This window comes from Streptomyces sp. NPDC030991 (assembly GCF_055571235.1).
The window spans coordinates 115,925-138,800 of record NZ_JBVIFR010000012.1 but is presented as its reverse complement, the minus strand read 5'-3'; the positions used below and the strand labels follow the sequence as shown (position 1 = coordinate 138,800).

Sequence of the window (22,876 nt, the reverse complement as noted above, 5' to 3'; positions counted from 1 at the left end):
ACGTGGCTTCCGGCCCCACCAGAAGAGCCCTCATCGGCGCCGCCACCCTGGGGGCGGCCGCGCTCTCCCTGGCCCCGGGCCGCGCCGACGCCGGACCGCGCACGGCAGCCGCCCCCGGTCCTGCGGCGCCCGCGGCGTGGACGGTACGCCCCTTCGTCCTCGGCCAAGTGGCGCTCGGAAAGGGCGTGTTCGCCGACAAGCGGCGGCTGATGCGTGGACCGCAGCCGGACTGCTCACGCCCGCCGACGTGACAAAGAGCGTGGCGACGGCGGAACGGGCGTCCTACCAGACGTGACGGGGCTGCCGACGTCCTCCGGCTCGCGCCGGACGTCGATGACGCCACGGGGAGGACCGGGCCGGGGCCCCAGCCCGCTCAACGGGCCGGCCCTGTAAGGGGATACGTTCTCTGCTCATGCGGATCACGAAGTACACCCATGCCTGCGTACGGTTCGAAGACGAGGGGCGCGTGTTGGTCGTCGACCCGGGGATCTGGAGCGAACCGGACGCCCTGGCCGGGGCCGACGCCGTCCTGGTGACGCACGAGCACGCCGACCACGCCGACATCCTGCGCCTGCGCGCCCTCGGCGTGCCGGTGCACGTCCCGGCCGAGGCCCACCTCCCCGGCCTGGACGTCCAACGGGTGCGCGCAGGAGCGGAGTTCACCGCCGCGGGCTTCACCGTGCACGCCGTCGGAGGCCGGCACGCCACCGTGTACGGCGGACAGCCGGACTGCGCGAACCTCGGCTACGTCGTCGACGGCGCCGTCTACCACCCCGGCGACGCCCTGCACGTGCCAGAGGAGCCGGTGGACACGCTGCTCGTCCCGGCCCACGGTGCGTGGATGAGCACGGCGCAGGCGATCGACTTCGTCAACTCGGTCGGCCCGCGCCGGGCGTTCGCCGTGCACGACGCGCAGATCAACGAGCGGGGCTTGAGCAGCGTCAACGGCTGGCTCGCGCAGGAGACCGGCACCGACTACCGGTATCTGCGCCCCGGCGAACCGCTCTGACCCCGGGAGCCGTTCACCGGCCTTGATCGGTTACGCTGCCGCTCTCTGACGGCAAAGACGGCAGGTACACCAAGAGGAGCTATGTCCTGGAAGCGGCGTCCGGCACTCGCCGGGCTGACGATGGTGTTCGTGACCGTGCTCGCGGCGTGCGGCGGCGGTGCGGACAACGCGTCGTCGGCGCACGCCGGTCCCGCGAAGGGCGACAGCGCCTACGCCGGACAGCAGGAGGCGCGGCCGCGGACGGTCGCCGGGGTCCGTGACACCCTGCGGCACGTCACCCGTCAGACCACCAAGGGCACCAGGCCGCACCTGGTGAAGAAGTGCACGACCGGCAGCCGCAAGGTCAAGCACTCGCAGCGCGGCAAGGGCCGTACCAAGACCTGGTACACCACCGAGAACCACCAGGACTGCGAGAAGGTGCGCCGGGGCACCGAGACGTACACCCGCGTCCTGCGGCAGGAACGCTGGTGCGTCGCACTGGACGACGTGAACGGCCGGCCCGCCGAGGACGACGTCTGGTACCGCGTCCGCCGCGCGGCCTACAGCGAGGTCAACGAGGCGGACGCGCGCGCGAAGGTGACGTTCGAGCCGCTTGCCGAAGGCTGTTGAGGGCCCGGGGTCACGCGACCCCGGGTATCCGCTCCTTCACCATCGCGTACAGCACGCCGGTTCTGCTACGTCGCCGGGGCTCGTGCGTCTTCTACGTCGCTGGGGCTCGGGCGGGCCGTCACTGGTTGCGTACCGCGCGCTGAACCGCCTCGGCGGCGAGGTGTGCGGCGGCGCGGCGGGTGGCGGAGGCGAGCAGATCCGTGTGGATCGGGCCGCCCGCGGCGAGGTGCCGGTCGTAGGGCAGGTGGACGACGCCGACGCCGGTCTCGCGGACATGGGCGGTCGCGGCGGCCAGGTCGAGGTTCTGGTCCGGCGCGCCGGAGGTCAGCGCCACGACGGTGGACGGCAGCGCGGAGTGCGGCAGCCCGGCCAGCCAGTCCAGGACGACGCGGGTGCCGCCGACGCCCTCGGCGGTCATCGGGGCGACGATGATGCGGGCGTGCGCGGTGTCCATGGCGGTACGCGCGACTTCGCCGGGCAGCGTCTCGCAGTCGACGACCGTCATGGCGAAGTGGCGGCGCAGCGCGAGGGTGACGGTGCGGTAGGTCGGGATGTCGAGCGGGGGCCCGACCCGGCCCTGGCTGGCGGGCAGCAGCCAGCCGCCGTCGGGGAGCGGCACCAAGTAGCCGGTGATGTCGAGGAGATGCATCGACGGCGTCAGTATGCGGGCCAGTTCGCCGCACGACCAGCGCACCGACTGGGCGCCGAGCCGCACCGCCAGCGTACCGAGGGCGGCGTCCGCCTCCAGGGCGAGAACGGGGTCCTGGCGGACCCGCTGGAGGGTGCGGGCGACGAGCGCGGCGGCGGTGGTCTTGCCGACGCCGCCCCGGATCGAGGTCACGGCGATGACCCGGCCCTTGGTCACCGGGTGCTGCAACTCCCGCGCCCAGCGCGCTTCTTCGCCACCGGCCTGGGCCGAAGGTCTGGCGATCCGGCGCAGTGACTGCCCCGAACGCCGCGCCACCGAGTCGCCGTGCTGCGGCTTGCCCGCGGCCTGCGTGAGCCGCGGGTCGACGGTGAGAACGGGCTCGGGCGCCGGGAACGCGATCCCCGGCCGGGGGCGGACGACGGGCACGGAGCCCGTCGTCGCGGGCGGCTCGGGCGGCATCGGCGGCGCGGACGCGACGGGCCCGTGCGTCGCGGCACCCGGCGCGGGCGACCCCGGGTTCGCCGCGGCGCGGGGGGCCGCCCCGTGGGCCGCGTCCTGCCCCGGCATCGGCCCGGGCACGCTGTCCTCGGGCTCCGGCGCGGCGCTGGGTGGGGGCGTGCTGTCCGCGGGTGCGGGGCCGTTCCGGGGCTGCGTCCCCGGGATCGGCCTGGGCGTGAAGTCGATGGCGACCGGCGCGACGCTGACGGTCGAGCGTGGCAGCGGGGCGTTGCTCTCCGAGCCCAGGCTCCCTGAGTCCAGGCTCCCTGAGTCCAGGCTCTCCGAGCCCAGCCTTTCGGCGACCGGGGTCGGGTCGGAGGCGGGTGCGGGTGCGCTGTCGGTGCGGGGTTGCGGCGCGGAGTTCTCCGTACGCGGCGACTGCGGCGCGTGGACCTCTGCACCCGCGCGCTCCGCTGAACTCTCTGCGCGCGGCTGCCCTATCTCCGAGCCTTCGCTGCCCTGCTGGGGCGCCAAGCCCTCCGTACGCGGCCGCACCGCAGCCGAGCCCTCCGCACCTGGCCGCACCGGAGCCGAGCCCTCGTTGCCCGACCGTGGTGCCAAGCCTTCTGCACCCGGCTGCCCTATAGCGGAGCCGTCCGCACGCGGCTGTCCTGCAACCGAGCTCTCCGCACGCGGCTGCCCCACAACCGAACCCTCCGCGCGCGGCTGCGGTGCCTGGGTCTCCTGGCGCGGGCGTGGCGCCCTGGGCCTGGATTTCGAGCGGACGGTCCCCGGGTTGGGGCGGTCCTTGTCCGGGTGGCGTACCGGCAGCGGGGTCTTGGCGCGGTCCGGGGTCGCGTGCTCGGTGTTGTTCTCCACGTGGGTCACCACGCCTGCCGGGCGGCAGCCCGGGTCGGCACCAGCGGACCAGTCATCCTCGCCCCCACGTCGAACATCATCGGCAGACCCCCGGATCGAGTCAGTTCGCCTTCACTTGTGCCGGGCGCGGCCCGCGACGGACCCCCGGCCGCGAAAGCCTATCTCCCCGCACCCGTAGCACTGGCAAAGGCCCGCGCGTACCGCCCCTGGGGTGCGGTCGCCGCGTCACGCCTCCAACGCCCGCGCCCGCCCGGCCCCGGCCGCCAGCCGAACCCGAGCGCGTCGCCGAGCGGCGCCCAAGGCGGCGTGGGCGCATACCGAGACCGTGGAGGCGGCCATGGAACATATGGCGGAGCAGGGGACGGGCGCGGTGACGGTGACGGCGACGGAGGCCGGTGAAGGGTGAGGCGCCCTCTCGACATTCCGGACGCAGTCACCACCAGCACCCTGGGTTGCAGCGGCATCCGGCTGCGCACCGCGCCGCCCCGCCGCACCCCTGTCGGTGGCGCCCGCACGGTTCTACCCTGACTGTGCCTCACCGGGCTTCGAGGGGGAGTCGCATGAGCGATGGCATCGAGCGCACCCATGACGACGGCCGACGGGCGGACCCTCCGGGCGGTGGCGAGCGCCTGGCCGACTGGGCGGACGGCCGGCTCGGCCTGTACCAGCTCGCCAAGACCCAGATGCGCAAGATCTTTCCGGACCACTGGTCCTTCATGTTCGGCGAGATCTGCCTCTACAGCTTTCTCATCCTCATCCTCACCGGCGTCTATCTGACCCTGTTCTTCGAGCCCAGCAACGCCGAGGTCGTCTACAACGGCTCGTACGAACCGCTCAAGGGCATCCTCATGACCCGGGCGTACGAGTCGACGATCGACATCAGCATGGAGGTACGCGGCGGTCTGCTCATCCGGCAGATCCACCACTGGGCCGCGCTGGTCTTCGTCGCGGCGATGCTCGCGCACATGATGCGGGTCTTCTTCACGGGCGCGTTCCGCAAGCCCCGCGAGGTCAACTGGCTGTTCGGCTGGACCCTGTTGATGCTCGGCATCATCACCGGCCTCACCGGCTACTCGCTCCCCGACGATCTGCTCTCCGGTACGGGTCTGCGCTTCGCGCAGGGCGCCATCCTGTCGGTGCCGGTCGTCGGGACGTATCTGTCGTTCTTCCTCTTCGGCGGCGAGTTCCCCGGCGAGGACTTCATCGCCCGGCTCTACCCGGTCCACATCCTGCTGCTGCCCGGCATCATGCTGGGCCTGGTCGCGGCCCATCTGATCCTGGTCTTCTACCACAAGCACACCCAGTTCGCGGGCCCCGGCCGCACCGAGCGGAACGTCGTCGGCGCGCCCTTCCTGCCGATCTACGTGGCCAAGGCCGGCGGCTTCTTCTTCCTCGTCTTCGGCGTGCTCGCGATGATGGGGGCGGTCGCGACGATCAACCCCGTGTGGGCCTTCGGCCCGTACCGGACGGATCTCGTCACGACGGGCGCCCAGCCCGACTGGTACCTCGGCTTCTCCGAGGGCCTGATCCGGGTGATGCCGGGATGGGAGATCAACGCCTGGGGCCACACGTTGCAACTGGGCGTCTTCATCCCGTTCACGCTGTTCCCGCTGGTCATGACGGTGATCGCGGTGTATCCGTTCATCGAGGCATGGATCACGGGCGACAAGCGCGAACACCACATCGCCGAGCGCCCGCGCAACCGGCCCGTCAGGACCGGACTGGGCGTCGCGTGGCTGGCGCTGTACGCGGTACTCCTGATCGGAGGCGGCAACGACATCGTGGCTCTCAACTTGCACCTGTCCATCAACGCCATCACCTGGTTCGTGCGGATCGCCTTCTTCGTCGCCCCGGTGTTCGCCTTCGTCGTCACCAAGCGGATCTGCAACGGGCTTCAGCGCCGGGACCGCGAGAAGGCCCTGCACGGCCGCGAGTCCGGCACGATCAAGCGGCTGCCGCACGGCGAATTCATCGAGGTCCACGAACCGCTCACGCGCGCCGAGTTGTACACCCTGAACCTGCACGAGCAGCCCAAGCCCTACGAGTTGGGGCCGCGGATCGACGAGAACGGGGTGGCGCGGAAGTTCTCCGTGCGCCAGCGGGTGCGGGCACGTCTCGCCAAGGCGATGTACGGGCCGGGGACCTACGTGCCGAAGGCGACCGCCGAGGAGTACCGGGCGCTGCACGCCGGATGGCACGAGTCCGAGCGGGACCCGTCCGCGCACTGACGCGCTCCCGTCCACCCGCGTACGGGCGCCTGTCGTTCCCGCGGCATCGCTGCTACCTTCCCATCTAACAAATGTTAGGTAGGAAGGTGGCGGAGTCGCTGATGCCTGTCTCCCTCTCGTTCGCGGACCACGCCGACAACGCCGACAACGCCGACAACGCCGACAGTGCCGACGGCTCCGCGGCGGACAAGGCCATCGCCGTCGTCGACGTCGACTACGCCCCGGTCAACGCCCTGCCGGTGCAGGGCTGGTACGACCTCGCCGACACCGTGCGCGCGGCGGGCCGCGACCCCGACGTGCGTTGTGTCGTGCTCACCGCCGCCGGCCGCGGGTTCAACGCGGGCGTCGACATCAAGGAGATGCAGCGCGACAGCGGCCACGCGGCGCTGATCGGCGCCAACCGGGGGTGCGCGGCGGCGTTCGCCGCCGTCTACGAGTGCGAGGTGCCCGTCGTCGCCGCCGTGCAGGGCTTCTGCCTCGGTGGCGGGATCGGGCTCGTCGGCAACGCGGACGCGATCGTGGCGAGCGACGACGCCACGTTCGGCCTGCCCGAGCTCGACCGGGGCGCCCTCGGCGCCGCCACCCACCTGGCGCGGCTGGTCCCGCAGCACCTGATGCGCGCCCTCTACTACACCTCGCGCACCGTGACCGCCGCCGAGCTGCACGCGCACGGCTCGGTCTGGAAAGTCGTCCCGCGTCACGAACTGCGCTCCCAGGCACTCCAGTTGGCGGCCGAGATCGCCCGCAAGGACGGCTACCTGCTGCGGCTCGCCAAGGCCGCGCTCAACGGCATCGACCCCGTCGACGTACGCCGCAGCTACCGCTTCGAGCAGGGCTTCACCTTCGAGGCGAACCTCAGCGGCGTCGCCGACCGGGTCCGCTCCACCTTCGGCGCCGCCCCGCAGGAGACGACATGAGCACCGACGGGACCGGCCTGATCGACAAGAGGCTCTCCGCCGACGAAGTGGCCGCCCGGCTGCGCAGCGGCATGACACTCGGCATCGGCGGCTGGGGCTCGCGCCGCAAACCCATGGCGCTGGTGCGGGCGGTGCTGCGCAGCGATCTCACCGACCTGACCGTCGTCTCCTACGGCGGCCCGGACGTGGGGCTGCTGGCCGCCGCGGGGAAGGTGCGCAAGGTGGTGGCGCCCTTCGCCACGCTCGACTCGATCCCCCTGGAGCCGCACTTCCGCGCCGCGCGCGAGCAGGGCCGCATCGAACTGACGGAGGTCGACGAGGCCATGTTCATGTGGGGGCTGCGCGCCGCCGCGAACCGGCTGCCGTTCCTGCCCGTGCGGGCGGGCATCGGCTCGGACGTCATGCGCGTCAACCCCGGCCTGCGCACGGTGACTTCGCCGTACGAGGACGGGGAGACGTTCGTCGCGATGCCCGCGCTGCGCCTGGACGCGGCCCTCGTCCACATGAACCGCGCGGACCGGGCGGGCAACGGCCAGTACCTGGGCCCCGACCCCTACTTCGACGACCTGTTCTGCGCGGCGGCCGAGGAGGCGTACGTCTCCTGCGAGCGGGTCGTGGACGGCGCCGACCTCGCCAAGGGCGGCCCCGCGCAGTCGCTGCTGATCAAACGGCACCGGGTCACCGGCGTCGTCGAGGCGCCGAACGGGGCGCACTTCACCTCCTGCGTACCCGACTACGGACGCGACGAGGCGTTCCAGAAGCTGTACGCGACAACGCCGTTCGGGGAGTTGCGGGCCCGGTTCCTCGACGGGGACGAGGAGGCGTACCAGGCCGCGGTCGAGACCTGGCGCCAGGAGCGGGAGAGCGGGGACGGACGATGACGACCACGACGGACGACGCCACGGCCGGGCTCGTGACCCGCGCCGACCACTGCGTCATCGCCTGCGCCGAGGCGTGGCGCGGCAGCGGGGAAGTGCTCGCGAGCCCCATGGGTACGGTCCCCGGCATCGGGGCGCGGCTCGCCCGCCGCACGTTCGCGCCCGGACTGCTGCTGACGGACGGCGAGGCCACGCTGATCGGCCCCGACGGGGAGCCCGAGGGCTGGCTGCCCTACCGCCAGCACCTGGAGCTCGTGGCGAGCGGCCGCCGGCACGTCATGATGGGCGCGAGCCAGCTCGACCGGTTCGGCAACCAGAACATCTCCTGCATCGGCGACTGGCGCCGGCCCACCCGGCAGCTGCTCGGTGTGCGCGGCGCACCGGTCAACACGCTGAACAACCCGACGAGTTACTGGGTGCCCAAACACTCCCGGCGGGTCTTCGTGGCCCAGGTCGACATGGTGAGCGGCGTGGGGTACGACAGGGCCGCCGCGGCCGGGCCGTCCGCCACCCGCTTCCACCACCTGCCGCGCGTCGTCACGAACCTCGCCGTGCTGGACTTCGCCACGCCGGACCACACGATGCGGCTCGCCTCGCTGCACCCGGGGGTCACGGTCGAGGAGGTGTGCGAGGCGACCGGGTTCGAGCTGGTCCTGCCCGACGAGATCCCGTACACCCGGGACCCGACAGCGGCCGAACTCCAACTCATCCGGGCCGAGTTGGACCCGGGCGGCCTGCGCCACCGCGAGGTGCCCGCGTGACCGGTGGGCCCGCGCCCGACCCGCCGTCGGGCCCGGTGCTGAAGACGGCCCTCACCGAACTCACCGGCGTACGCCACCCGATCGTGCAGACCGGCATGGGCTGGGTCGCCGGAGCCCGGCTCGTGTCGGCCTCCGCGAACGCCGGAGCTCTCGGCGTGCTCGCCTCCGCGACGATGACCACCGGCCAACTCCGCGCGGCCGTACGGGAGGTGAAGGCCCGCACCGACCAGCCCTTCGGGGTCAACCTGCGGGCCGACGCGGGGGACGCGCGCGACCGCGTACGCGTCATCGTCGAGGAAGGCGTGAAGGTGGCCTCCTTCGCGCTCGCCCCCTCCCGGGACCTGATCGCCGAGCTGAAGGATGCGGGCGTCGTCGTCATCCCCTCCGTCGGGGCGCGCCGGCACGCCGAGAAGGTCGCCGCGTGGGGCGCGGACGCGGTCGTCGTGCAGGGCGGCGAGGGCGGCGGCCACACCGGCGAGGTGGCGACCACCGTGCTGCTGCCGCAGGTCGTCGACGCGGTCGACATCCCGGTGATCGCCGCGGGCGGCTTCCACGACGGCCGCGGCCTGGTCGCGGCGCTCGCCTTCGGGGCCGCCGGCGTCGCCATGGGCACCCGCTTCCTGCTCACCTCGGACTCGACCGTGCCCGACGCCGTGAAGGCCCGCTACCTCGCCGCGGGCGTCAAGGACGTCACCGTCACCACCGCCGTCGACGGGCTCCCGCACCGCATGCTGCGCAGCGAACTCGTCGCGTCCCTGGAACGCGCGGGCCGCACCGCCCGCCTGCTCCGCGCGGTGCGGCACGCGGCGGCCTTCCGTGAGGTGTCCGGGCTCGGCTGGACCCGGATGCTCCGCGACGGCCTCGCGATGAAGCACGGCAAGGAGCTGACCTGGAGCCAGGTGCTGCTGGCGGCCAACACGCCCATGATGCTCAGGTCCGCGATGGTGGACGGCGATCCGCGAGGCGGCGTGATGGCCTCAGGACAGGTCGCCGGCCTCGTCGAGGACCTGCCCTCGTGCCGTGAGCTGGTGGACCGGATCATGGCCGAGGCGGGGGAGACACTGGAGCGGCTGCGGTCGGCGTAGCCGAAGGGCGGGCCGCACCGACCGCGGGTCGCCTACAGGCGCTCGATGATCGTCACGTTGGCCTGGCCGCCGCCCTCGCACATCGTCTGGAGACCGAACCGGCCGCCCGTGCGCTCCAGTTCGTGCAGCAGCGTCGTCATCAGCTTCACGCCCGTCGCGCCCAAGGGGTGGCCGAGGGCAATGGCGCCACCGTTCACGTTGACCTTCTCCGGGTCGGCGCCGGTCTCCTTCAGCCAGGCCAGGACCACCGGGGCGAACGCCTCGTTGATCTCCACCAGATCGATGTCGTCGAGCGACATCCCGGTCTTCTTCAGCGCGTACGCCGTCGCGGGGATCGGCGCCGACAGCATCCGGACCGGGTCCTCGCCGCGTACGGAGAGGTGGTGGACGCGGGCGCGGGGCGTCAACCCGTGTTCGCGCACGGCCCGTTCGGACGCGAGGAGCATCGCCGCGGCGCCGTCCGACACCTGCGAGGAGCATGCCGCCGTGATGGTGCCGCCCGCCACGACCGGGGCGAGCGACGCCATCTTCGCCAGGGTCGTGTCCCGGCGCGGGCCCTCGTCGACGGTGACGTCGCCGTACGCGACCGTCTCGCGCGCGAAGCGCCCCTCGTCGATGGCGCGGACCGCCCGCCGGTGCGAGCGCAGCGCCCACTCCTCCATGGCGGCCCGGGTGATGTCCCACTTGTCGGCGATCAGCTGCGCGCCGTGGAACTGGTCGACCGGCTGCGTGCCGTAGCGGGCGCGCCAGCCCTCGCTGCCCGCGAACGGGCCCTCCGCCAGGCCCAGCGGTGCGGCCGCCTGCCGCGAGGCGAACGCGATCGGGACGAGCGACATGTTCTGCGTGCCGCCCGCGACCACCAGATCCTGTGTGCCGGAGAGCACGCCCTGCGCCGCGAAGTGCACGGCCTGCTGCGAGGAGCCGCACTGCCGGTCGACCGTGACCCCCGGCACCTCCTCGGGCAGCCCGGCCGCGAGCCACGCGGTCCGCGCGATGTCACCGGCCTGCGGGCCGACGGCGTCGAGGCAGCCGAACACGACGTCCTCGACGGCGCCGGGGTCCACCCCGGTGCGCTCCACGAGCGCCTTGAGCACGTGCGCGCCCAGGTCGGCGGGGTGCACGGCGGAGAGACCGCCTCCGCGCCTGCCCACCGGGGTCCGCACAGCGTCCACGATGTACGCCTCGGGCATGGTCGACTCCTCCTGGCTGTAGGGGTTCAGGCGTGCCGGTCGCTGACGGAGAGCACCTCACCGGTCAGGTACGAGGAGTAGCCGCTGGCCAGGAAGACGATCGTGTTGGCGACCTCCCACGGCTCGGCGTACCGGCCGAACGCCTCGCGTGACGTCAGCTCCGCCAGGAGTTCGGGCGAGGTGACCTTCACCAGATGCGGATGCATGGCGAGGCTCGGCGCGACCGCGTTGACGCGGATGCCGTGCTCCGCCGCCTCGACGGAAGCGCAGCGGGTCAGCGCCATCACCCCCGCCTTCGCGGCCGCGTAGTGCGCCTGCCCGGCCTGGGCGCGCCAGCCCAGCACGGAGGCGTTGTTGATGATGACGCCGCCGCGGCCCGCCTCCTTCATGCGCCGCAGGGCCGCGCGGGTGCAGCGGAACGTGCCGGTCAGTGTCGTGTCGATGACCTTCGCCCACTGCTCGTCGGTCATCTCGGTCAGTTCGGCGGTGCCACCGAGGCCCGCGTTGTTCACGACGATGTCCAGGCCGCCGTGGACCTGCCCGGCCAGCGCGAACAACGCCCGCACCTGCTCCTCGACGGTCACGTCGCAGGGGGTCCCCGCCACGCGGTCGGCGCCGAACTCCTCGGCCAGCGCCTCCACCGTCTCACCCGTGCGTCGCGCGTGCGCGTCCCCGACGACGATCCGCGCACCCTCCTCCAGGAAGCGGCGGGCGGTGGCGCCGCCGATGCCGGCGCCGGCCGCCGCGGTGATCACGGCGGTACGCCCGGCGAGCAGTCGATGACCGGGCTCGTACGGCGGCGGTGCGCTCATCCGGGTACCTCCCTGGGCTCTCGACGGCTGTCCGATCCGGAGGCTAATCTACCAAACACTTGTTAGGGAAGAAGAGGTGTGAGGCCGATGGACCTGACGATCGACGCCGAGGACGCGGCCTTCCAGGAACGGGCCCGCGGCTGGCTCGCCGCACACGTACCGGCCGAACCGCTGCCCTCCCTGGAGACCGGGGCCGGCTTCGCCGCGCACCGGGAATGGGAGCGTGAACTGGCCGCCGACCGCTGGTCGGTCGTCTCCTGGCCCGAGCGGTACGGCGGCCAGGGCGCCGGCCTCGTACGGTGGCTGCTGTTCGAGGAGGTTTACTACGCGGCCGGGGCGCCCGGCCGGGTCTCGCAGAACGGCATCCACCTCCTCGCGCCGACCCTGTTCGACCACGGCACCGACGAGCAGCGCGCCCGGATCCTGCCGCCCATGGCGAGCGGCGAGACCGTCTGGGCGCAGGCGTGGTCCGAACCCGGATCCGGCTCCGACCTCGCCTCGCTGCGCTCGACCGCCGTCCCCGTCGCCGGCGGTTGGCTGCTCAACGGCCAGAAGACGTGGTCGTCGCGGGCCGCCTTCGCCGACCGGGCCTTCGGCCTGTTCCGCAGCGACCCGGCCACCGGGAGGTCGGACAAGCCGCACCGCGGGCTCACCTACCTCATGTTCGACCTGCGCGCGCCGGGCGTCACCGTCCGGCCCCTCGCGCGCCTCGACGGCAAACCGGCCTTCGCGGAACTCTTCCTCGACGACGTCTTCGTCCCCGACGCCGACGTCATCGGGGAACCCGGGCAGGGATGGCGCATCGCCATGTCCGCGACCGGCAGCGAGCGCGGTCTGACCCTGCGCTCGCCCGGCCGGTTCCTGGCGAGCGCCGAGCGGCTGGCGCGGCAGTGGCGGGCGGCGGGCGACCCGGCGGACAGCGGGATCCGGGACCGGGTCGCCGACGCCGTGATCGGGGCCCGCGCCTACGAACTGTTCACCTGGACCCACGCCTCGCGCGCCCTCGACGGCCAGGAACTCGGCGCCGAGTCCAGCCTGAACAAGGTCTTCTGGTCGGAGTACGACCTGGCCCTGCACGAGACGGCCCTCGAACTCGACGGCCCCGAGGGCGAGCTGGCGGACGGGCAGTGGGCGGAAGGGTACGTCTTCTCCCTGGCCGGGCCGATCTACGCGGGCACCAACGAGATCCAGCGGGACATCATCGCCGAGCGGCTGCTCGGCCTGCCGAAGGGACGGCGCTGATGCGTTTCCTCCTCGACGCCGAGCAGCGGGAGTTCGGCCGCACCCTCGACGCGCTGCTCGGCGCCGCGGACGTACCGGCGGCGGCGCGCGCCTGGGCCGCGGGCGAGCACGCGCCTGGCCGGGCCCTGTGGCGCCGCGTCGCCGGCACCGGCCTGTTCATGCTCGCCGTCCCCGAGGAGTTCGACGGCGTCGGTGAACTCCCCGTCGAACTGGCCGTTGCTTTCGAGGGGTTGGGGCGGCACGCGGTGCCTGGCCCGTACGCGGAGTCGGTGGCGGCGGCCTCCCTGATCGCGGCGCTCGCGGCCGGCGGCGCGGGCAAGGACCTCCTGGACGGGCTGCTCGGCGGGGACGCCATGGTCACCCTCGGCGCGCCGGGGAACGGGCCCTACGTCGTGGACGCCGACGCGGCCGACGCGCTGCTCGTGGTGGAGGCCGGCCGCGCCCCCGGAGCGCCCTGGACAGTGCGCTCCGCGCCCGGCCACGGCCCCGTCCGCCCCGGCCTCGACGCGGCCCGCCGCCACGCGCTGCCCCTGCCCGGCGGTGACGGCCTCGCCGCCGGGCCGGCCGTACGGGAAGCGGCCCTGCACGCCGCCGCGCTCGCCCGCCTCGCCACCGCCGCGCAGGCCCTCGGGGTCGGCCGGGCCCTGCTCGACCGCACGGTCGCGCACGTCAGGCGGCGCACCCAGTTCGGGACACCGATCGGCGCGTTCCAGGCCGTCAAGCACCGGCTCGCGGATACCCTGATCGCCGTGGAGTTCGCCCGCCCGCTGGTGTACGGCGCGGCCCTGACGATGCGCCCGGCCGACCTCGCCGCCGCCAAGGTGGCCGCGGGCGAGGCCGCGTACACGGCCGCCCGCACGGCACTCCAACTGCACGGCGCCATCGGCTACACCGCCGAGTTCGACCTGAGCCTGTGGCTCACGAAGGCGCGGGCGCTGCGCGGGGCGTGGGGTACGCCGGGCGCGTGCCGGGCACAGGTGCTCGCCGGGTGAGTCCGGTCACCGGCCGCCGGCCGCGTAGGCCCAGAAGTCCCGCATGACCGGGGGCAGCGGCGAGGGGCCGGTCAGGGCGAGCTGGGTCATCAGGACGGTGACCGTGCCCGTCGACGGGGTCAGGTGCCCCGCCGTGCCGGTGCCGCCGACCCAGCCGTAGCGGCCCGGCACGTTCCACGGGTCGCGGCGCTCCACGTCCACGGAGCCGCCGAAGCCCCAGCCCGCCCCTTGCGTGAACAGCTCGGCGGCCGCGCGCTGGTCCGCGCTCAGATGGTCCGTCGTCATCAGCCGCACCGACTCGGCGGAGAGCACGGACCCGCCGCCGTCGAGCAGCATGCGGGCCAGCGCCCACCAGTCGTCCACCGTGGAGGCGAGCCCGCCCGCGCCGGAGGGGAACGCGGGCAGGCCGCTCCACTGGCCGTCGGGGGTGTCGACGCGCTCGGCGCCGCCGTCGGCCGTGGGCACGTAGGAACTGGTGAACCGGGACCGCTTGGCCGCGGGGACCTCGAAGGCGGTGTCGCGCATGCCCAGGGGCTCGAAGATCCGCTCGGCGAAGAAGTCCGGCAGGGGCTGCCCGGTCACCCGGGAGACCAGGGCGCCCTGGATGTCGGAGCACGTGTTGTAGAGCCACGCCTCGCCGGGCTGGTACAGCAGCGGGACCCGGCCGAGGGCGGCGAGCCAGGTGTCCGGCTCCGGCAGGCGCTGCGGCCCGTGCGGGTCCATCAGCGCGAACACCGGCCGCACGGCGGGCAGCGAGAAGTCGGACGGGCAGCCCCAGCCCGCGCGGAACGTCAGCAGGTCCTCCACCGTGATCGGGCGGGCCGCCGGCACGACGTCCTCGACCGGACCCGCCGGGTCCCGGACGACGTTCGGCGTGGCCAGCTCGGGCAGCCAGTGCCCGATCGGCGAGTCGAGGGTGAGGCGCCCCTCGTCGAGCAGGATCATCACGGCCGCCGCCGTGACCGGCTTGGTGAGCGAGGCGATGCGGAAGATCGAGTCCCGTGCGAGGGGGGTGGTGCCCTCGGCGTCGGCGTGCCCGACGGCTGCCACCTCCACCCGGTCGCCGCGGGCCACCAGACCCACGGCTCCCGGCACGGGCCCCTTCGTGACGTGCGGGGCCAGAACATCGCTCAAAGCGGACTCGGACATCGGGGTCACCCTTCTGGTCAGGCGATGGCGTACGTGGTGCGTACGAGAAGGGTGACCGCAGGACCGCTCTCAACTCATCGGTTCACCGTCCCACAGCGTGTCGTGCGCACGGTGCGCGTCGGTCAGGCCGTCCGCGAAGAACCGCTCGTAGTACTCACCCTCCACGTGGTGCGCCTGCAACCAGATGCCGGGCACGTGGATGGCGTCCGTGTGCGCGGGAAAACGGCGGTGCGTGGCCAGGATGTACGTACAGACGTCACGGGCGCAGTCGATGACGCGCTCGTCGTACTCGCTGGCCTCGGCGAGATAGCGCTGCCCGTAGTCCTCCTTGTAGATGCGGCTGAAGACGTCCTTGTCGCCGTACGTGCCGCCCGCGCCGAACTTTGTCTCGACGATCGCGTCGACCGCGTCCGACATGGAGGCGTGGGCGGGCGGACAGGCGGCCGCGATCAGCGGCTCGCCCGTGGCGGGGTCGGTCAGGCCGACCGGTTGCGAGCGCAGCGTGGCGTACTTGGGCAGCGGGACGTGCCAGCGCCACAGGTCGGCCAGGCGCCAGCGCGGCGTGACGAACGTGAAGCCGAGCATCCGGCCGTACACCTTGCTGAACTTCGGGTACCCGAGCGCGATCTGCGGATTGAGTGAGGCGTGGATCCAGGCGCCGAGCCCCATCGCCTCCGCCGTCAGCATCACCGTCTGCAGCAGCAGATCCGCCTCGATCTGGGTCCGCATCGGCCCGAGCGCGCCGAGCGGCAGCTTCAGGTCCTTGTTCAGGAAGCCGTTGTCCATCCACTTCTTCACGCCCGCCGGGCGGTACAGATTGCGGTCGTCGACGAAGGTCGGCCGCGCCCCGTCCGGCTGGGTGAGCAGATACATCAGCGCGTTGATGTACTGGTGCGAGAGGTCGACGACCGGGAACAGGACGGTGGTGCCCGGCAGGTTGGACAGGAACCGGTTGGAGTCCAGGTACGCCGGGAAGTCGCGCAGCCCCTCGGCCACGTCGAGGCGGTGGTCGAGGACCTTGACCTTCGTCCGCCGGGCGCGTTCGATCAGCGTCCGCGCGTCGAACGGCTCGTGCGGGGCGGCGGGCAGCTTGCGCAGGAAGTACGTACCGCTGTCGTTGATCAGGAAGAAGTACGTGCCCTGCGCGTTGTCGGGGCTGCCGGCCGTGCGGCCCGTCATGGTCAGGTTCGGCTTGGCCATGATGGGCTTGTGGTCGCGCGGGTCCTCGAACGGGCGGTCCGGCATGGTCAGCCCGGTGGAGCCGGTGACCGCGATGAGCAGCGCCTCCTCCAGCTCGGTCAGCGGCTGCGCCTTGTGCGGCGACTGATAGCTCATCGACCCGGCCGGCACCGACGCGCCCCGGGAGACCCGGTGGGTGCGCCGCCGCCAGACGGTCTGCAGGAACGGGCGGGAGAGCAGGTCGTCCAGGCCCCGGTCGCCCGAGCCGCCCGGCTCCGCGTCAGCCGATGTCATCGTGGCCTCCGGTGGCCGCCGGGGAGACCGGCCGCCACGGCGCGAACGCGCTCGCCTCGCGCGGCATCAGGCTTGCCAGCTCCGGGCAGTGCCGCAGCACGACGGACTTCATGCCGCCCTTCTCCACCCAGTCGATACCGAGCGGCGTGTAGATCTCCGGGCGGTAGTCGACGGTGAGGAACCGGTCGCTCTGGAGCCGGCGCGTCGCCATCAGGATGAAGACGCGGAACGCGGTGTCCGAGAACCCGAAGCCGGTCGGCGGGTTCTCCGCGAACAGGCCGACGACCGTGTCGATCTCGTCGACCGTGCGGTACACCTCCTTGAGGCGCGCCAGGGTCTCCGGCTCCTGCGTCAGGTCCTCGAAGCGGCGGATGCGCTCCTTGTGCAGGCCCGCGCGGAAGTCGTTGTAGCGCGGCACCCCGCGCCTGCGGGTACGCACCAGGTCGACCACCGACAGGTCGATGATCTCGCCCTCGCGCTGGAAGTTCTGGAGGGACTTCGGGTAGTTGTGCAGCGTGATCGCGCCCGGGTGCGCGATGCCGAACGAGTACAGGGTGTTCGCCAGGCCGGTCTTGCGGATCTGGCTCTCCGCCGCCGCGCCCTGGATGTCGTTGAAGCCGACGGTCTCCAGGCGCTGTCCGAAGTGGTGCTCGCGCAGCTCGTAGTCGTCGGGGATCAGCGGGTGCATCCGGTAGACGGTGACGAAGTCCTCGGTCAGCGCATACGGCGCCCCGTGGTGGTCGGGGAGCGTCTTCGGGATGCCGGTCAGCGCATGCGATTCGAGGAGCCACAGGCCCAGCTGGTTCAGCCAGTTCTTCGGCGGGCCCTCCCAGTTGGTGCGCAGACCGATGTCGATCGCCTTCGTCGCGAGGATCGCCGGGGTCCACTCCACGGTGTGGATCTTCGCGATGAGCGCCGAGACGACGAGCCGGGCCGTGTGGTAGATCCGGTCCTCGCTCATCGACGGGTACTCGGCGCGCAGCGCGTCGCAGACGGCGTTGTGCTCACGGGCGAACAGCGTGTGCATGGCGCTGAGCCCCATCCACCAGTTGTCCTTGAACCCGGTGATCGGGATGCCGTGGCGGTCGATCGGGATGTGCCCGCCGTCGAGCAGCAGCTTGGCGCCGCCGTCGGGCTCCCGCAGCTGCTTCGCCGTCGTCTCGTCGCCGCCGTACACCTCGGAACCGTCCCACCAGTGCGAGGCGGTGTTCCCGAAGAGGATCGGCGGTTTGTCGCCGGGCAGCTCGATGCCCTCGTTCTCGGCGAACCGCATCAGGTTCTCCTGCGGGCCGCCGGGGGAGTTGGTCCAGGTGCCGCCGCCCGGGGGCAGCGGCACCTCGACCGTCCTGCCGCCCTCGCCGTAGCGCCGGTGGTTCACCCAGTCGTGCACCTGGAACTGGATCCACGCCGCCGCCAGCACGTTCAGGGAGGTCGCGGGCACGAAGCTGTCCCGGGTCAGGAGCTGACGGCTGACCGTCACCGGGTTCGGGGTGTCGAAGAGGTCGGGCCGGTACACCGGCTTGAGGTTGCGGCCGAACGCGGCGCCCACCGCGCCCATCTTCGGCGCCGACAGATCGTTGTAGGTGCCGTCGTACGAGCGTGAGGTGCGCAGCCGCTCGTCGACCGGGACCGGCACCGGCTCGGCCTTCGGCGGCGCTTCCGGCACATCGGTGTCGATGAGGTTGAACCGGCGCAGCACCCTGCGCAGGAACACCAGGTTGAGCAGGCTCGCCTCCAGCGGCAGCCGGTGCCACGGCACGACGCGGTTCAGGGCCCGGAAGACGTACGCGACCGGCGCGCCGAGGACGCGGTTCCTGACCGGCTCCTCGGTGGTGAAGCGGAGGTCGCCGCGGTGCGCGGCGCTCGCCCGGTACGCGACCTTGCGGGCCCGGTTGATGTTGCCGAGCGGCTTGAAGTCCTCCGTCGTGAACCACGGGTTGAACGCGAGCTCCTCGATCCGCCGCGCCGCCGAACCGGCCTCGGCCGTCGAGATGTCCTGCCGCGGGATCGTCAGCCGCGCCACCACGACGGGCGGCGTGATCGCCTCCTGCCACTCCACGGAGCCGTCCTCGACGGGCGTGCGGCGCTCGTCGACGTAGCGCTGCACGCACAGGTCGAAGGCGACGTCGTCACGGGAGAGGCGCCGGCCGAGCTCCGCCCGCAGGAAGTTCGGGTCGCGGCGGTCCGGGTGCGGTGCGACGCCGCCACCGCCCGCGGCGGGCCGGAACAGATAGCGGACCGGGCCCGCCTCCGCCCACAGGATCGCGCCCCGGCTCCAATAGGTCTCCCGGGCCAGGGAGTTGACCGTGTGCCGGGTCGCCGCCCGGACATTGCGGCGCATCCGGTTCGCGGTACCGAGCCCCACCGCGAGTGGCAGCTTCACGAACAGGCCGATGGCCTTCCGCAGCGGGCTGCGCGCTCCGGCCATTGCCTTGGCGAAGGCCACGAACTCGCGGGCGTCGCGGGCGTGCGACACCGGGAAACTGGTCGCCATGAGGTCGTGGCTCTCGTCGCCCGTGACCTGGACGCGGACAGCGACGCCGTGCAGATCGGGCGCGCCGTCGGGGCCGCGGATGCCGCTGGCGTTCGACAGCCGTACCGTCGCCGGATAGTCGGCGCCGGGCTGGGCGAAGCCGCTGCGCAGAGCGGCCGGGAGGTCGTCGGCGAAGCGCAGCCGGGCGTTCTCCACGCCGAGCGCCGCCTTTGCGTGGAAGACGCGCTCGTACCCGGGGGTTCCTGCGGCCCGCCGGTTCTTGACCTGCACCTTCATGATCTCTCGGGCGAGGTGTTCGAACACGAGCCGCTCGGCCTCGGGGCTGCCGCCCTCGTACCGCTCGTACTGTGCCGATTCGTACGGAGTGTGGCGTTCGGTCTCGGCCATGGGTTGCCGTCCCTGTCGTGTGCTGTGCGTCGGGAGATCGGGCCTCGTACGCGGAAGGGGAGGGGTCAGCGACGCTAGCGGCGCCGCGACACGCCCCACAGCGCCCGTTCCCGCCATGTCCACCACCCCGCCCCGGGCCCGAACTCCCGTACGCACGAGCGGGTTCGGGCCTGTCAGCGGCGCACACCCGATCGGCGCCCGCCGCGCCGACGCACCGTGCGCCGCCCACCCCTCACCCGCCCCACCCGAAGGCCCCGCCGATGGCCGGTCAGCGACGCCTTGACGGCGCCCCGCTCCGGTGGTGTGCTCAGCAGCCCGCCCAGGGAGGTTCCATGCGGGACACGACCGAGCACGGCCCCACCTTCGCCGCACTGCGCCCCTGCAAGGAACCGACGTTCGTCGAACCGGGGCGGACCGGCTTCCCCGTCTACCCCGACCTGCTCGACCGGCTCCTGGACGACAAAGGCCACCCCGACCCGGACGGCGTCCTTCCGCACGCCTTCGCGACCTGCTCGGCGTACGCGTACGCCGGGTACGGCCAGCGCGGCGACGCCCGGACGATGGCGACGATGGCGACCCGCCTCGGCCTGCCCGAGAACCGCTGCCGCCTCGTCGAACAGCGCGTCGACGCCCTCTACATCGCCTCGGCCGCCTACCTCGTCCAGGACAAGGACCGCCGCGTCGCGATCCTCTGCTACCGCGGCACCCAGCCCGAGGACATCATCAGCATCCTCACCGACGCCGACGTGCACCCCGACACGCTCCGCGTCGACCTCGACGGCGTGCGCCACCCCGTGCACGCGGGCTTCTACCGCAACATGCGCGCCACCCGCCATCTGGTCCTGGAGGCCCTCGACCGGGCCGTACGCGGCGAGTCCGTCGACCTCGCGGAACAGGGCGTCCGCGGCGGCGGCCTCGAAGCGCTCTACATCACCGGCCACAGCCTCGGCGCGGCCATGGCGGCCCTCATGGCGGTCACCCTCGTCCACGAACCGCGCTACGCGCACATCGCCCGCTGTCTGCGCGCCGTCTACACCTTCGGCCAGCCCATGCTCGGCGGCCCCGAACTGGCCCGCGCCTGCGAGAGCGCCACCGACTCGAACGGTACGCACCTGCTCCGCGACCGGCTGCTGCGCTACATCCACGACCGCGACATCGTGCCCGCGCTCCCCCCGCGCCCCGTGGGCCCGTACGCCGCGTTCGGCCGCGAGTTCCACTACCGCAGGCCCCGCGCGGGCCTGGACGCGCTGCTCGGGGCGGCGGCCGACGCGGCGGCCGAGGCCGTCGCGGTCCCCGGCGACCTGCTCACCGGCGCCAACCCGCTGCGCCGCCTGCGCCGGCTCGCCGAGGTCCCGGCCCGCTCCCGCCGGCAGGGCTGGGCCGAGCGCCGCGACCCGGCCCCGCACTACGCCCAGATGGACAGCCTGGCGGGGCTCGCCGTCGTCGCCCCGCTCGCCTTCTTCGCGGCGCGGCTCGCGCTGACCCGGTCGATCCCGTTCCAGTACTCCTTCGAGGACCACGGGCCCGGGAACTACGTCAACGCGCTGGCCCCGGAAGGCGTGCTGAGCGAGTTCGGCGACGTGCGCTGAGACCGCCCGGCGCCACGGGCCACCTCAGTCCCGGCACACGTCCCCGACCGGCAGCTCGGCCGGGGCGCCCGGACGGAAGGCGATGACCGGGTCCGCCACCCACTGGCCCCCGGCCAGCCGCACCGTGCGCACGGCGAGCGTGTGGGCGTCGCCCTCGCGGGCCACGAACACCTCGTTGTAGCCGTTGCTCTCGTCCGTCTCGCGGCTGCCGAGCGCGGGCGCCCCCGCGATCCGCGTCGTCCACTCCCGCGCGCCGCCGAGCAGCCGCTCGGCGGCCAGGAACCCCAGATGCGTATGGCCGTGCAGGACCAGAGAGGTCTCGGCGGCGGCGAGCGCCCATTTCGCCTGACCCGCGTTGACGACACCCGAGTACGGGGCGATCTCCACCGTGGGCACAGGGGAGAGCGGATGGTGCAGGGCGGCGAGGGTGGTGTAACCCCGGTCGGGCGCGAGCCGGTCCAGCACGCCGCGCGAGACGACACCGGGATCGATCCGCTCGAAGTCCATTATCAGCGAAGCCAGTTGGGACTCGCCCAGGGTGTGGGCGAACTCCTCCTGGGCGGCCTCCAGCTTCTGCCGGTCCTCGTCGTGCGCCACCTCGCCGCCCGACTCCGCGGAGCCGAGGAGGGCGATCCGCAGCCCCGCCTCCGGATAGCGCACGTACAGGCGGCGCCGGTCGTGCCGGGGCTCCTGGAGGTCGGGGTGCGGGAACTCGGCGAAGGTCCGCGCGAACCACTCGTGCCGCGCCGCCGGCCGCGGATCGAGGGACAGGTCCCACGACACGTCGTGATTGCCGCCCACCAGCAGGATGCGGGGGTCGTCCGGGCGCAGGTCCGGATGGTCCGCGAGCTTCTTGCCCGCGTCGCGCAGCCAGTTCAGCGCGAGGGTGCCGAAGGGGTCGTGCGGCCGGTTCACCAGATCGCCCGTGACGAGCAGCAGATGAGGGGCGCGGCCGAGTTCGCCGAGGTGGCGCAGATGCTCCAGATAGCTGTCCATGGGAGAGCCCGCGCCCGCGAGAGAGCCAAGCTTGCGGCCCGCCCTGGTGCCGTCCTTGGCGTCGACGTTGGACCGCAGGCTGCCGCCGTGGTGCAGGTCGGACACGTGATGGATGCGGAGCACCTCGGGCAGATGGCGGGCGAGCACCGGATCGGCGGCCGGGTCCGCGGCACCGGTCCGCGGCTGCCCGGCCCGGTCGCCCGCGCCGGCCACGTCCACCCCGGCGCGGTACCACCGATGCGCGCGCAGCCGCGAGCGGCCCACCGTCGACGTGCCGTCGTGGAACCACTGGCCGATGTAGGCGTGCTGCTGCACGGCCGCGTCGCAGGCCGCACGGTCGAGCGCCTCCGCGTCCGTACGCAGCTCCGGCTGCGACTCCGCGCTGTGCAGAGCCAGTTCGAGAAGGAACGGGGTCTGGAGCCAGCCGGGGAAGGAGTCGCGGAGCAGCTCCACCACCGGGGGCGCCCAGTCGGGGGCGCGCCCGGCCAGGCGGGCGCACTCCTCGGGCGAGAGCACGGGCGGGCGCACCACGTCCTTGGGGTGGTCGGCGCCCAGGTACGGGACGAGCAGTTCGTGTTCGGCCGGTGTCGCGAGGACCACGGGGACGATCCCGGCCGCCCGTACCTGTTCGAGTCCGGCGGCGAGCACGGCCGGTTCGACACCGAGCCCCCGCCCGTCCGCCGTGGAGAGCGCGGGCTCGTCGACGAACAGCACCGTCCCCGGCGCCCGGGCCGGTGCCGTACGACGGCCGACGAGACAGCCGAGGCCGGCCCTGCGGACGGTCGCCTCGCCGGAGCGCAGATCGATCCGGCGCGCCCTGCCCGGGGCGTGCGCCCGCTCGGCCGCCTGGGCCAGCCAGCTCTTTCCGGCGCGCCGCGCCATCACGACGACCCACGCGGTGCTGTTGGGTTGCTGGCCCTCGACCAGCGGGCGGGCCCACGCCGGGACCGTGCCGTCGGCGAAGCGGATGTCGAGGTCCTGGCGGTAGGCCTGGCTGGGCCGGAAGTCGGTCATCGTCGTCATTCCCGGATACCTGGAGCACGGATGGGACGGAGGGCGCGGGAGGAGCGGGGCGAGCGGGTCGACGGGGAGAGGCGGG

18 protein-coding genes are annotated in these 22,876 nt (G+C 73.0%); 11 read left to right on the top strand and 7 right to left on the bottom strand.

The genetic code is table 11. The annotated features are described in order from the left end of the window. The first annotated feature begins 2 nt into the window (after nucleotides 1-2). The 3 genes from ACZ45E_RS23100 (at nucleotide 3) to ACZ45E_RS23090 (ending at nucleotide 1,618) form a co-directional block, all read left to right on the top strand. Nucleotides 3-251, top strand: coding sequence for a hypothetical protein (locus ACZ45E_RS23100; RefSeq protein WP_468223339.1), 249 nt, complete (start codon nucleotides 3-5; stop codon nucleotides 249-251). A gap of 161 nt (nucleotides 252-412) precedes the next feature. Next, the gene (locus ACZ45E_RS23095) at nucleotides 413-1,009 is read left to right on the top strand and encodes an MBL fold metallo-hydrolase (RefSeq protein ID WP_468223338.1); all 597 of its coding nucleotides are present in this window, start codon (nucleotides 413-415) and stop codon (nucleotides 1,007-1,009) included. A gap of 81 nt (nucleotides 1,010-1,090) precedes the next feature. Beyond that, the gene (locus tag ACZ45E_RS23090) at nucleotides 1,091-1,618 is read left to right on the top strand and encodes a hypothetical protein (RefSeq protein ID WP_468223336.1); all 528 of its coding nucleotides are present in this window, start codon (nucleotides 1,091-1,093) and stop codon (nucleotides 1,616-1,618) included. A gap of 118 nt (nucleotides 1,619-1,736) precedes the next feature. On the opposite strand, the gene ACZ45E_RS23085 is transcribed toward ACZ45E_RS23090, so the two are convergent. After that, on the bottom strand, nucleotides 1,737-3,239 hold the full coding sequence (locus tag ACZ45E_RS23085) for a hypothetical protein (protein ID WP_468223334.1): 1,503 nt from the start codon (nucleotides 3,237-3,239) through the stop codon (nucleotides 1,737-1,739). Between the two features lie 905 nt (nucleotides 3,240-4,144). On the opposite strand from ACZ45E_RS23085, the gene qcrB reads away from it, so the two are divergent. The 5 genes from qcrB to ACZ45E_RS23060 all read left to right on the top strand — a co-directional run bounded on the left by qcrB (nucleotide 4,145) and on the right by ACZ45E_RS23060 (nucleotide 9,453). Then, nucleotides 4,145-5,812 carry a cytochrome bc1 complex cytochrome b subunit gene (qcrB, locus tag ACZ45E_RS23080; RefSeq protein ID WP_468223332.1) on the top strand — a complete coding sequence of 556 codons (1,668 nt, stop codon included), beginning with the start codon at nucleotides 4,145-4,147 and terminating at the stop codon, nucleotides 5,810-5,812. 101 nt (nucleotides 5,813-5,913) lie between these two features. After that, on the top strand, nucleotides 5,914-6,729 hold the full coding sequence (locus tag ACZ45E_RS23075) for an enoyl-CoA hydratase family protein (protein WP_468223330.1): 816 nt from the start codon (nucleotides 5,914-5,916) through the stop codon (nucleotides 6,727-6,729). Further along, on the top strand, nucleotides 6,726-7,610 hold the full coding sequence (locus tag ACZ45E_RS23070; protein WP_468223328.1) for a CoA transferase subunit A: 885 nt from the start codon (nucleotides 6,726-6,728) through the stop codon (nucleotides 7,608-7,610). Before ACZ45E_RS23075 ends, ACZ45E_RS23070 begins: the two co-directional genes overlap by 4 nt. Then, a complete protein-coding gene (locus ACZ45E_RS23065; protein WP_468223327.1) occupies nucleotides 7,607-8,368 on the top strand; it encodes a CoA-transferase subunit beta in 762 nt (253 codons plus the stop codon). The genes ACZ45E_RS23070 and ACZ45E_RS23065 overlap by 4 nt, the downstream gene beginning before the upstream one ends. A gap of 38 nt (nucleotides 8,369-8,406) precedes the next feature. Continuing rightward, nucleotides 8,407-9,453: an NAD(P)H-dependent flavin oxidoreductase gene (locus ACZ45E_RS23060; RefSeq protein WP_468223654.1), complete on the top strand. Its 1,047-nt coding sequence runs from the start codon at nucleotides 8,407-8,409 to the stop codon at nucleotides 9,451-9,453. A 32-nt stretch (nucleotides 9,454-9,485) separates the two neighbouring features. Here the strand turns inward: ACZ45E_RS23060 and ACZ45E_RS23055 are convergent, their stop codons facing one another. Then, nucleotides 9,486-10,643 (bottom strand): acetyl-CoA C-acetyltransferase, encoded by a 1,158-nt coding sequence (locus tag ACZ45E_RS23055; RefSeq protein ID WP_468223325.1) that lies wholly within the window; start codon nucleotides 10,641-10,643, stop codon nucleotides 9,486-9,488. A gap of 26 nt (nucleotides 10,644-10,669) precedes the next feature. After that, nucleotides 10,670-11,455, bottom strand: a complete 786-nt coding sequence (locus ACZ45E_RS23050; protein ID WP_468223323.1) for an SDR family oxidoreductase — start codon at nucleotides 11,453-11,455, stop codon at nucleotides 10,670-10,672. An 87-nt stretch (nucleotides 11,456-11,542) separates the two neighbouring features. Between ACZ45E_RS23050 and ACZ45E_RS23045 the strand changes: the two genes are divergently transcribed. Together ACZ45E_RS23045 and ACZ45E_RS23040 are read left to right on the top strand one after the other, a co-directional pair. Then, nucleotides 11,543-12,697, top strand: a complete 1,155-nt coding sequence (locus ACZ45E_RS23045) for an acyl-CoA dehydrogenase family protein (protein WP_468223322.1) — start codon at nucleotides 11,543-11,545, stop codon at nucleotides 12,695-12,697. After that, a complete protein-coding gene (locus ACZ45E_RS23040; protein ID WP_468223320.1) occupies nucleotides 12,697-13,689 on the top strand; it encodes an acyl-CoA dehydrogenase family protein in 993 nt (330 codons plus the stop codon). The genes ACZ45E_RS23045 and ACZ45E_RS23040 overlap by 1 nt, the downstream gene beginning before the upstream one ends. Before the next feature lie 6 nt (nucleotides 13,690-13,695). Here the strand turns inward: ACZ45E_RS23040 and ACZ45E_RS23035 are convergent, their stop codons facing one another. The 3 genes from ACZ45E_RS23035 to ACZ45E_RS23025 all read right to left on the bottom strand — a co-directional run bounded on the left by ACZ45E_RS23035 (nucleotide 13,696) and on the right by ACZ45E_RS23025 (nucleotide 19,192). Continuing rightward, the gene (locus ACZ45E_RS23035) at nucleotides 13,696-14,838 is read right to left on the bottom strand and encodes a serine hydrolase domain-containing protein (RefSeq protein ID WP_468223318.1); all 1,143 of its coding nucleotides are present in this window, start codon (nucleotides 14,836-14,838) and stop codon (nucleotides 13,696-13,698) included. Between the two features lie 69 nt (nucleotides 14,839-14,907). Next, nucleotides 14,908-16,311, bottom strand: coding sequence for a hypothetical protein (locus ACZ45E_RS23030; protein ID WP_468223316.1), 1,404 nt, complete (start codon nucleotides 16,309-16,311; stop codon nucleotides 14,908-14,910). After that, the gene (locus ACZ45E_RS23025; RefSeq protein WP_468223313.1) at nucleotides 16,298-19,192 is read right to left on the bottom strand and encodes a peroxidase family protein; all 2,895 of its coding nucleotides are present in this window, start codon (nucleotides 19,190-19,192) and stop codon (nucleotides 16,298-16,300) included. The genes ACZ45E_RS23030 and ACZ45E_RS23025 overlap by 14 nt, the downstream gene beginning before the upstream one ends. A gap of 332 nt (nucleotides 19,193-19,524) precedes the next feature. On the opposite strand from ACZ45E_RS23025, the gene ACZ45E_RS23020 reads away from it, so the two are divergent. After that, nucleotides 19,525-20,781 carry a lipase family protein gene (locus ACZ45E_RS23020; protein ID WP_468223312.1) on the top strand — a complete coding sequence of 419 codons (1,257 nt, stop codon included), beginning with the start codon at nucleotides 19,525-19,527 and terminating at the stop codon, nucleotides 20,779-20,781. Nucleotides 20,782-20,805: 24 nt separating this feature from the next. Here ACZ45E_RS23020 and ACZ45E_RS23015 read toward each other — a convergent pair whose 3' ends face one another. Continuing rightward, nucleotides 20,806-22,800, bottom strand: a complete 1,995-nt coding sequence (locus tag ACZ45E_RS23015) for a metallophosphoesterase family protein (RefSeq protein ID WP_468223310.1) — start codon at nucleotides 22,798-22,800, stop codon at nucleotides 20,806-20,808. Nucleotides 22,801-22,876: the final 76 nt, after the last annotated feature.

What these genes read in the sequence shown, in the direction of transcription:
- ACZ45E_RS23095 (WP_468223338.1), top strand. Translation starts at nt 413, where the DNA reads ATGCGGATCACGAAGTACACCCATGCCTGCGTACGGTTCGAAGACGAG.
- ACZ45E_RS23090 (WP_468223336.1), top strand. Translation starts at nt 1,091, where the DNA reads ATGTCCTGGAAGCGGCGTCCGGCACTCGCCGGGCTGACGATGGTGTTC.
- qcrB (WP_468223332.1), top strand. Translation starts at nt 4,145, where the DNA reads ATGAGCGATGGCATCGAGCGCACCCATGACGACGGCCGACGGGCGGAC.
- ACZ45E_RS23075 (WP_468223330.1), top strand. Translation starts at nt 5,914, where the DNA reads ATGCCTGTCTCCCTCTCGTTCGCGGACCACGCCGACAACGCCGACAAC.
- ACZ45E_RS23070 (WP_468223328.1), top strand. Translation starts at nt 6,726, where the DNA reads ATGAGCACCGACGGGACCGGCCTGATCGACAAGAGGCTCTCCGCCGAC.
- ACZ45E_RS23065 (WP_468223327.1), top strand. Translation starts at nt 7,607, where the DNA reads ATGACGACCACGACGGACGACGCCACGGCCGGGCTCGTGACCCGCGCC.
- ACZ45E_RS23055 (WP_468223325.1), bottom strand. Translation starts at nt 10,643, where the DNA reads ATGCCCGAGGCGTACATCGTGGACGCTGTGCGGACCCCGGTGGGCAGG.
- ACZ45E_RS23050 (WP_468223323.1), bottom strand. Translation starts at nt 11,455, where the DNA reads ATGAGCGCACCGCCGCCGTACGAGCCCGGTCATCGACTGCTCGCCGGG.
- ACZ45E_RS23045 (WP_468223322.1), top strand. Translation starts at nt 11,543, where the DNA reads ATGGACCTGACGATCGACGCCGAGGACGCGGCCTTCCAGGAACGGGCC.
- ACZ45E_RS23040 (WP_468223320.1), top strand. Translation starts at nt 12,697, where the DNA reads ATGCGTTTCCTCCTCGACGCCGAGCAGCGGGAGTTCGGCCGCACCCTC.
- ACZ45E_RS23035 (WP_468223318.1), bottom strand. Translation starts at nt 14,838, where the DNA reads ATGTCCGAGTCCGCTTTGAGCGATGTTCTGGCCCCGCACGTCACGAAG.
- ACZ45E_RS23030 (WP_468223316.1), bottom strand. Translation starts at nt 16,311, where the DNA reads ATGACATCGGCTGACGCGGAGCCGGGCGGCTCGGGCGACCGGGGCCTG.
- ACZ45E_RS23025 (WP_468223313.1), bottom strand. Translation starts at nt 19,192, where the DNA reads ATGGCCGAGACCGAACGCCACACTCCGTACGAATCGGCACAGTACGAG.
- ACZ45E_RS23020 (WP_468223312.1), top strand. Translation starts at nt 19,525, where the DNA reads ATGCGGGACACGACCGAGCACGGCCCCACCTTCGCCGCACTGCGCCCC.
- ACZ45E_RS23015 (WP_468223310.1), bottom strand. Translation starts at nt 22,800, where the DNA reads ATGACGACGATGACCGACTTCCGGCCCAGCCAGGCCTACCGCCAGGAC.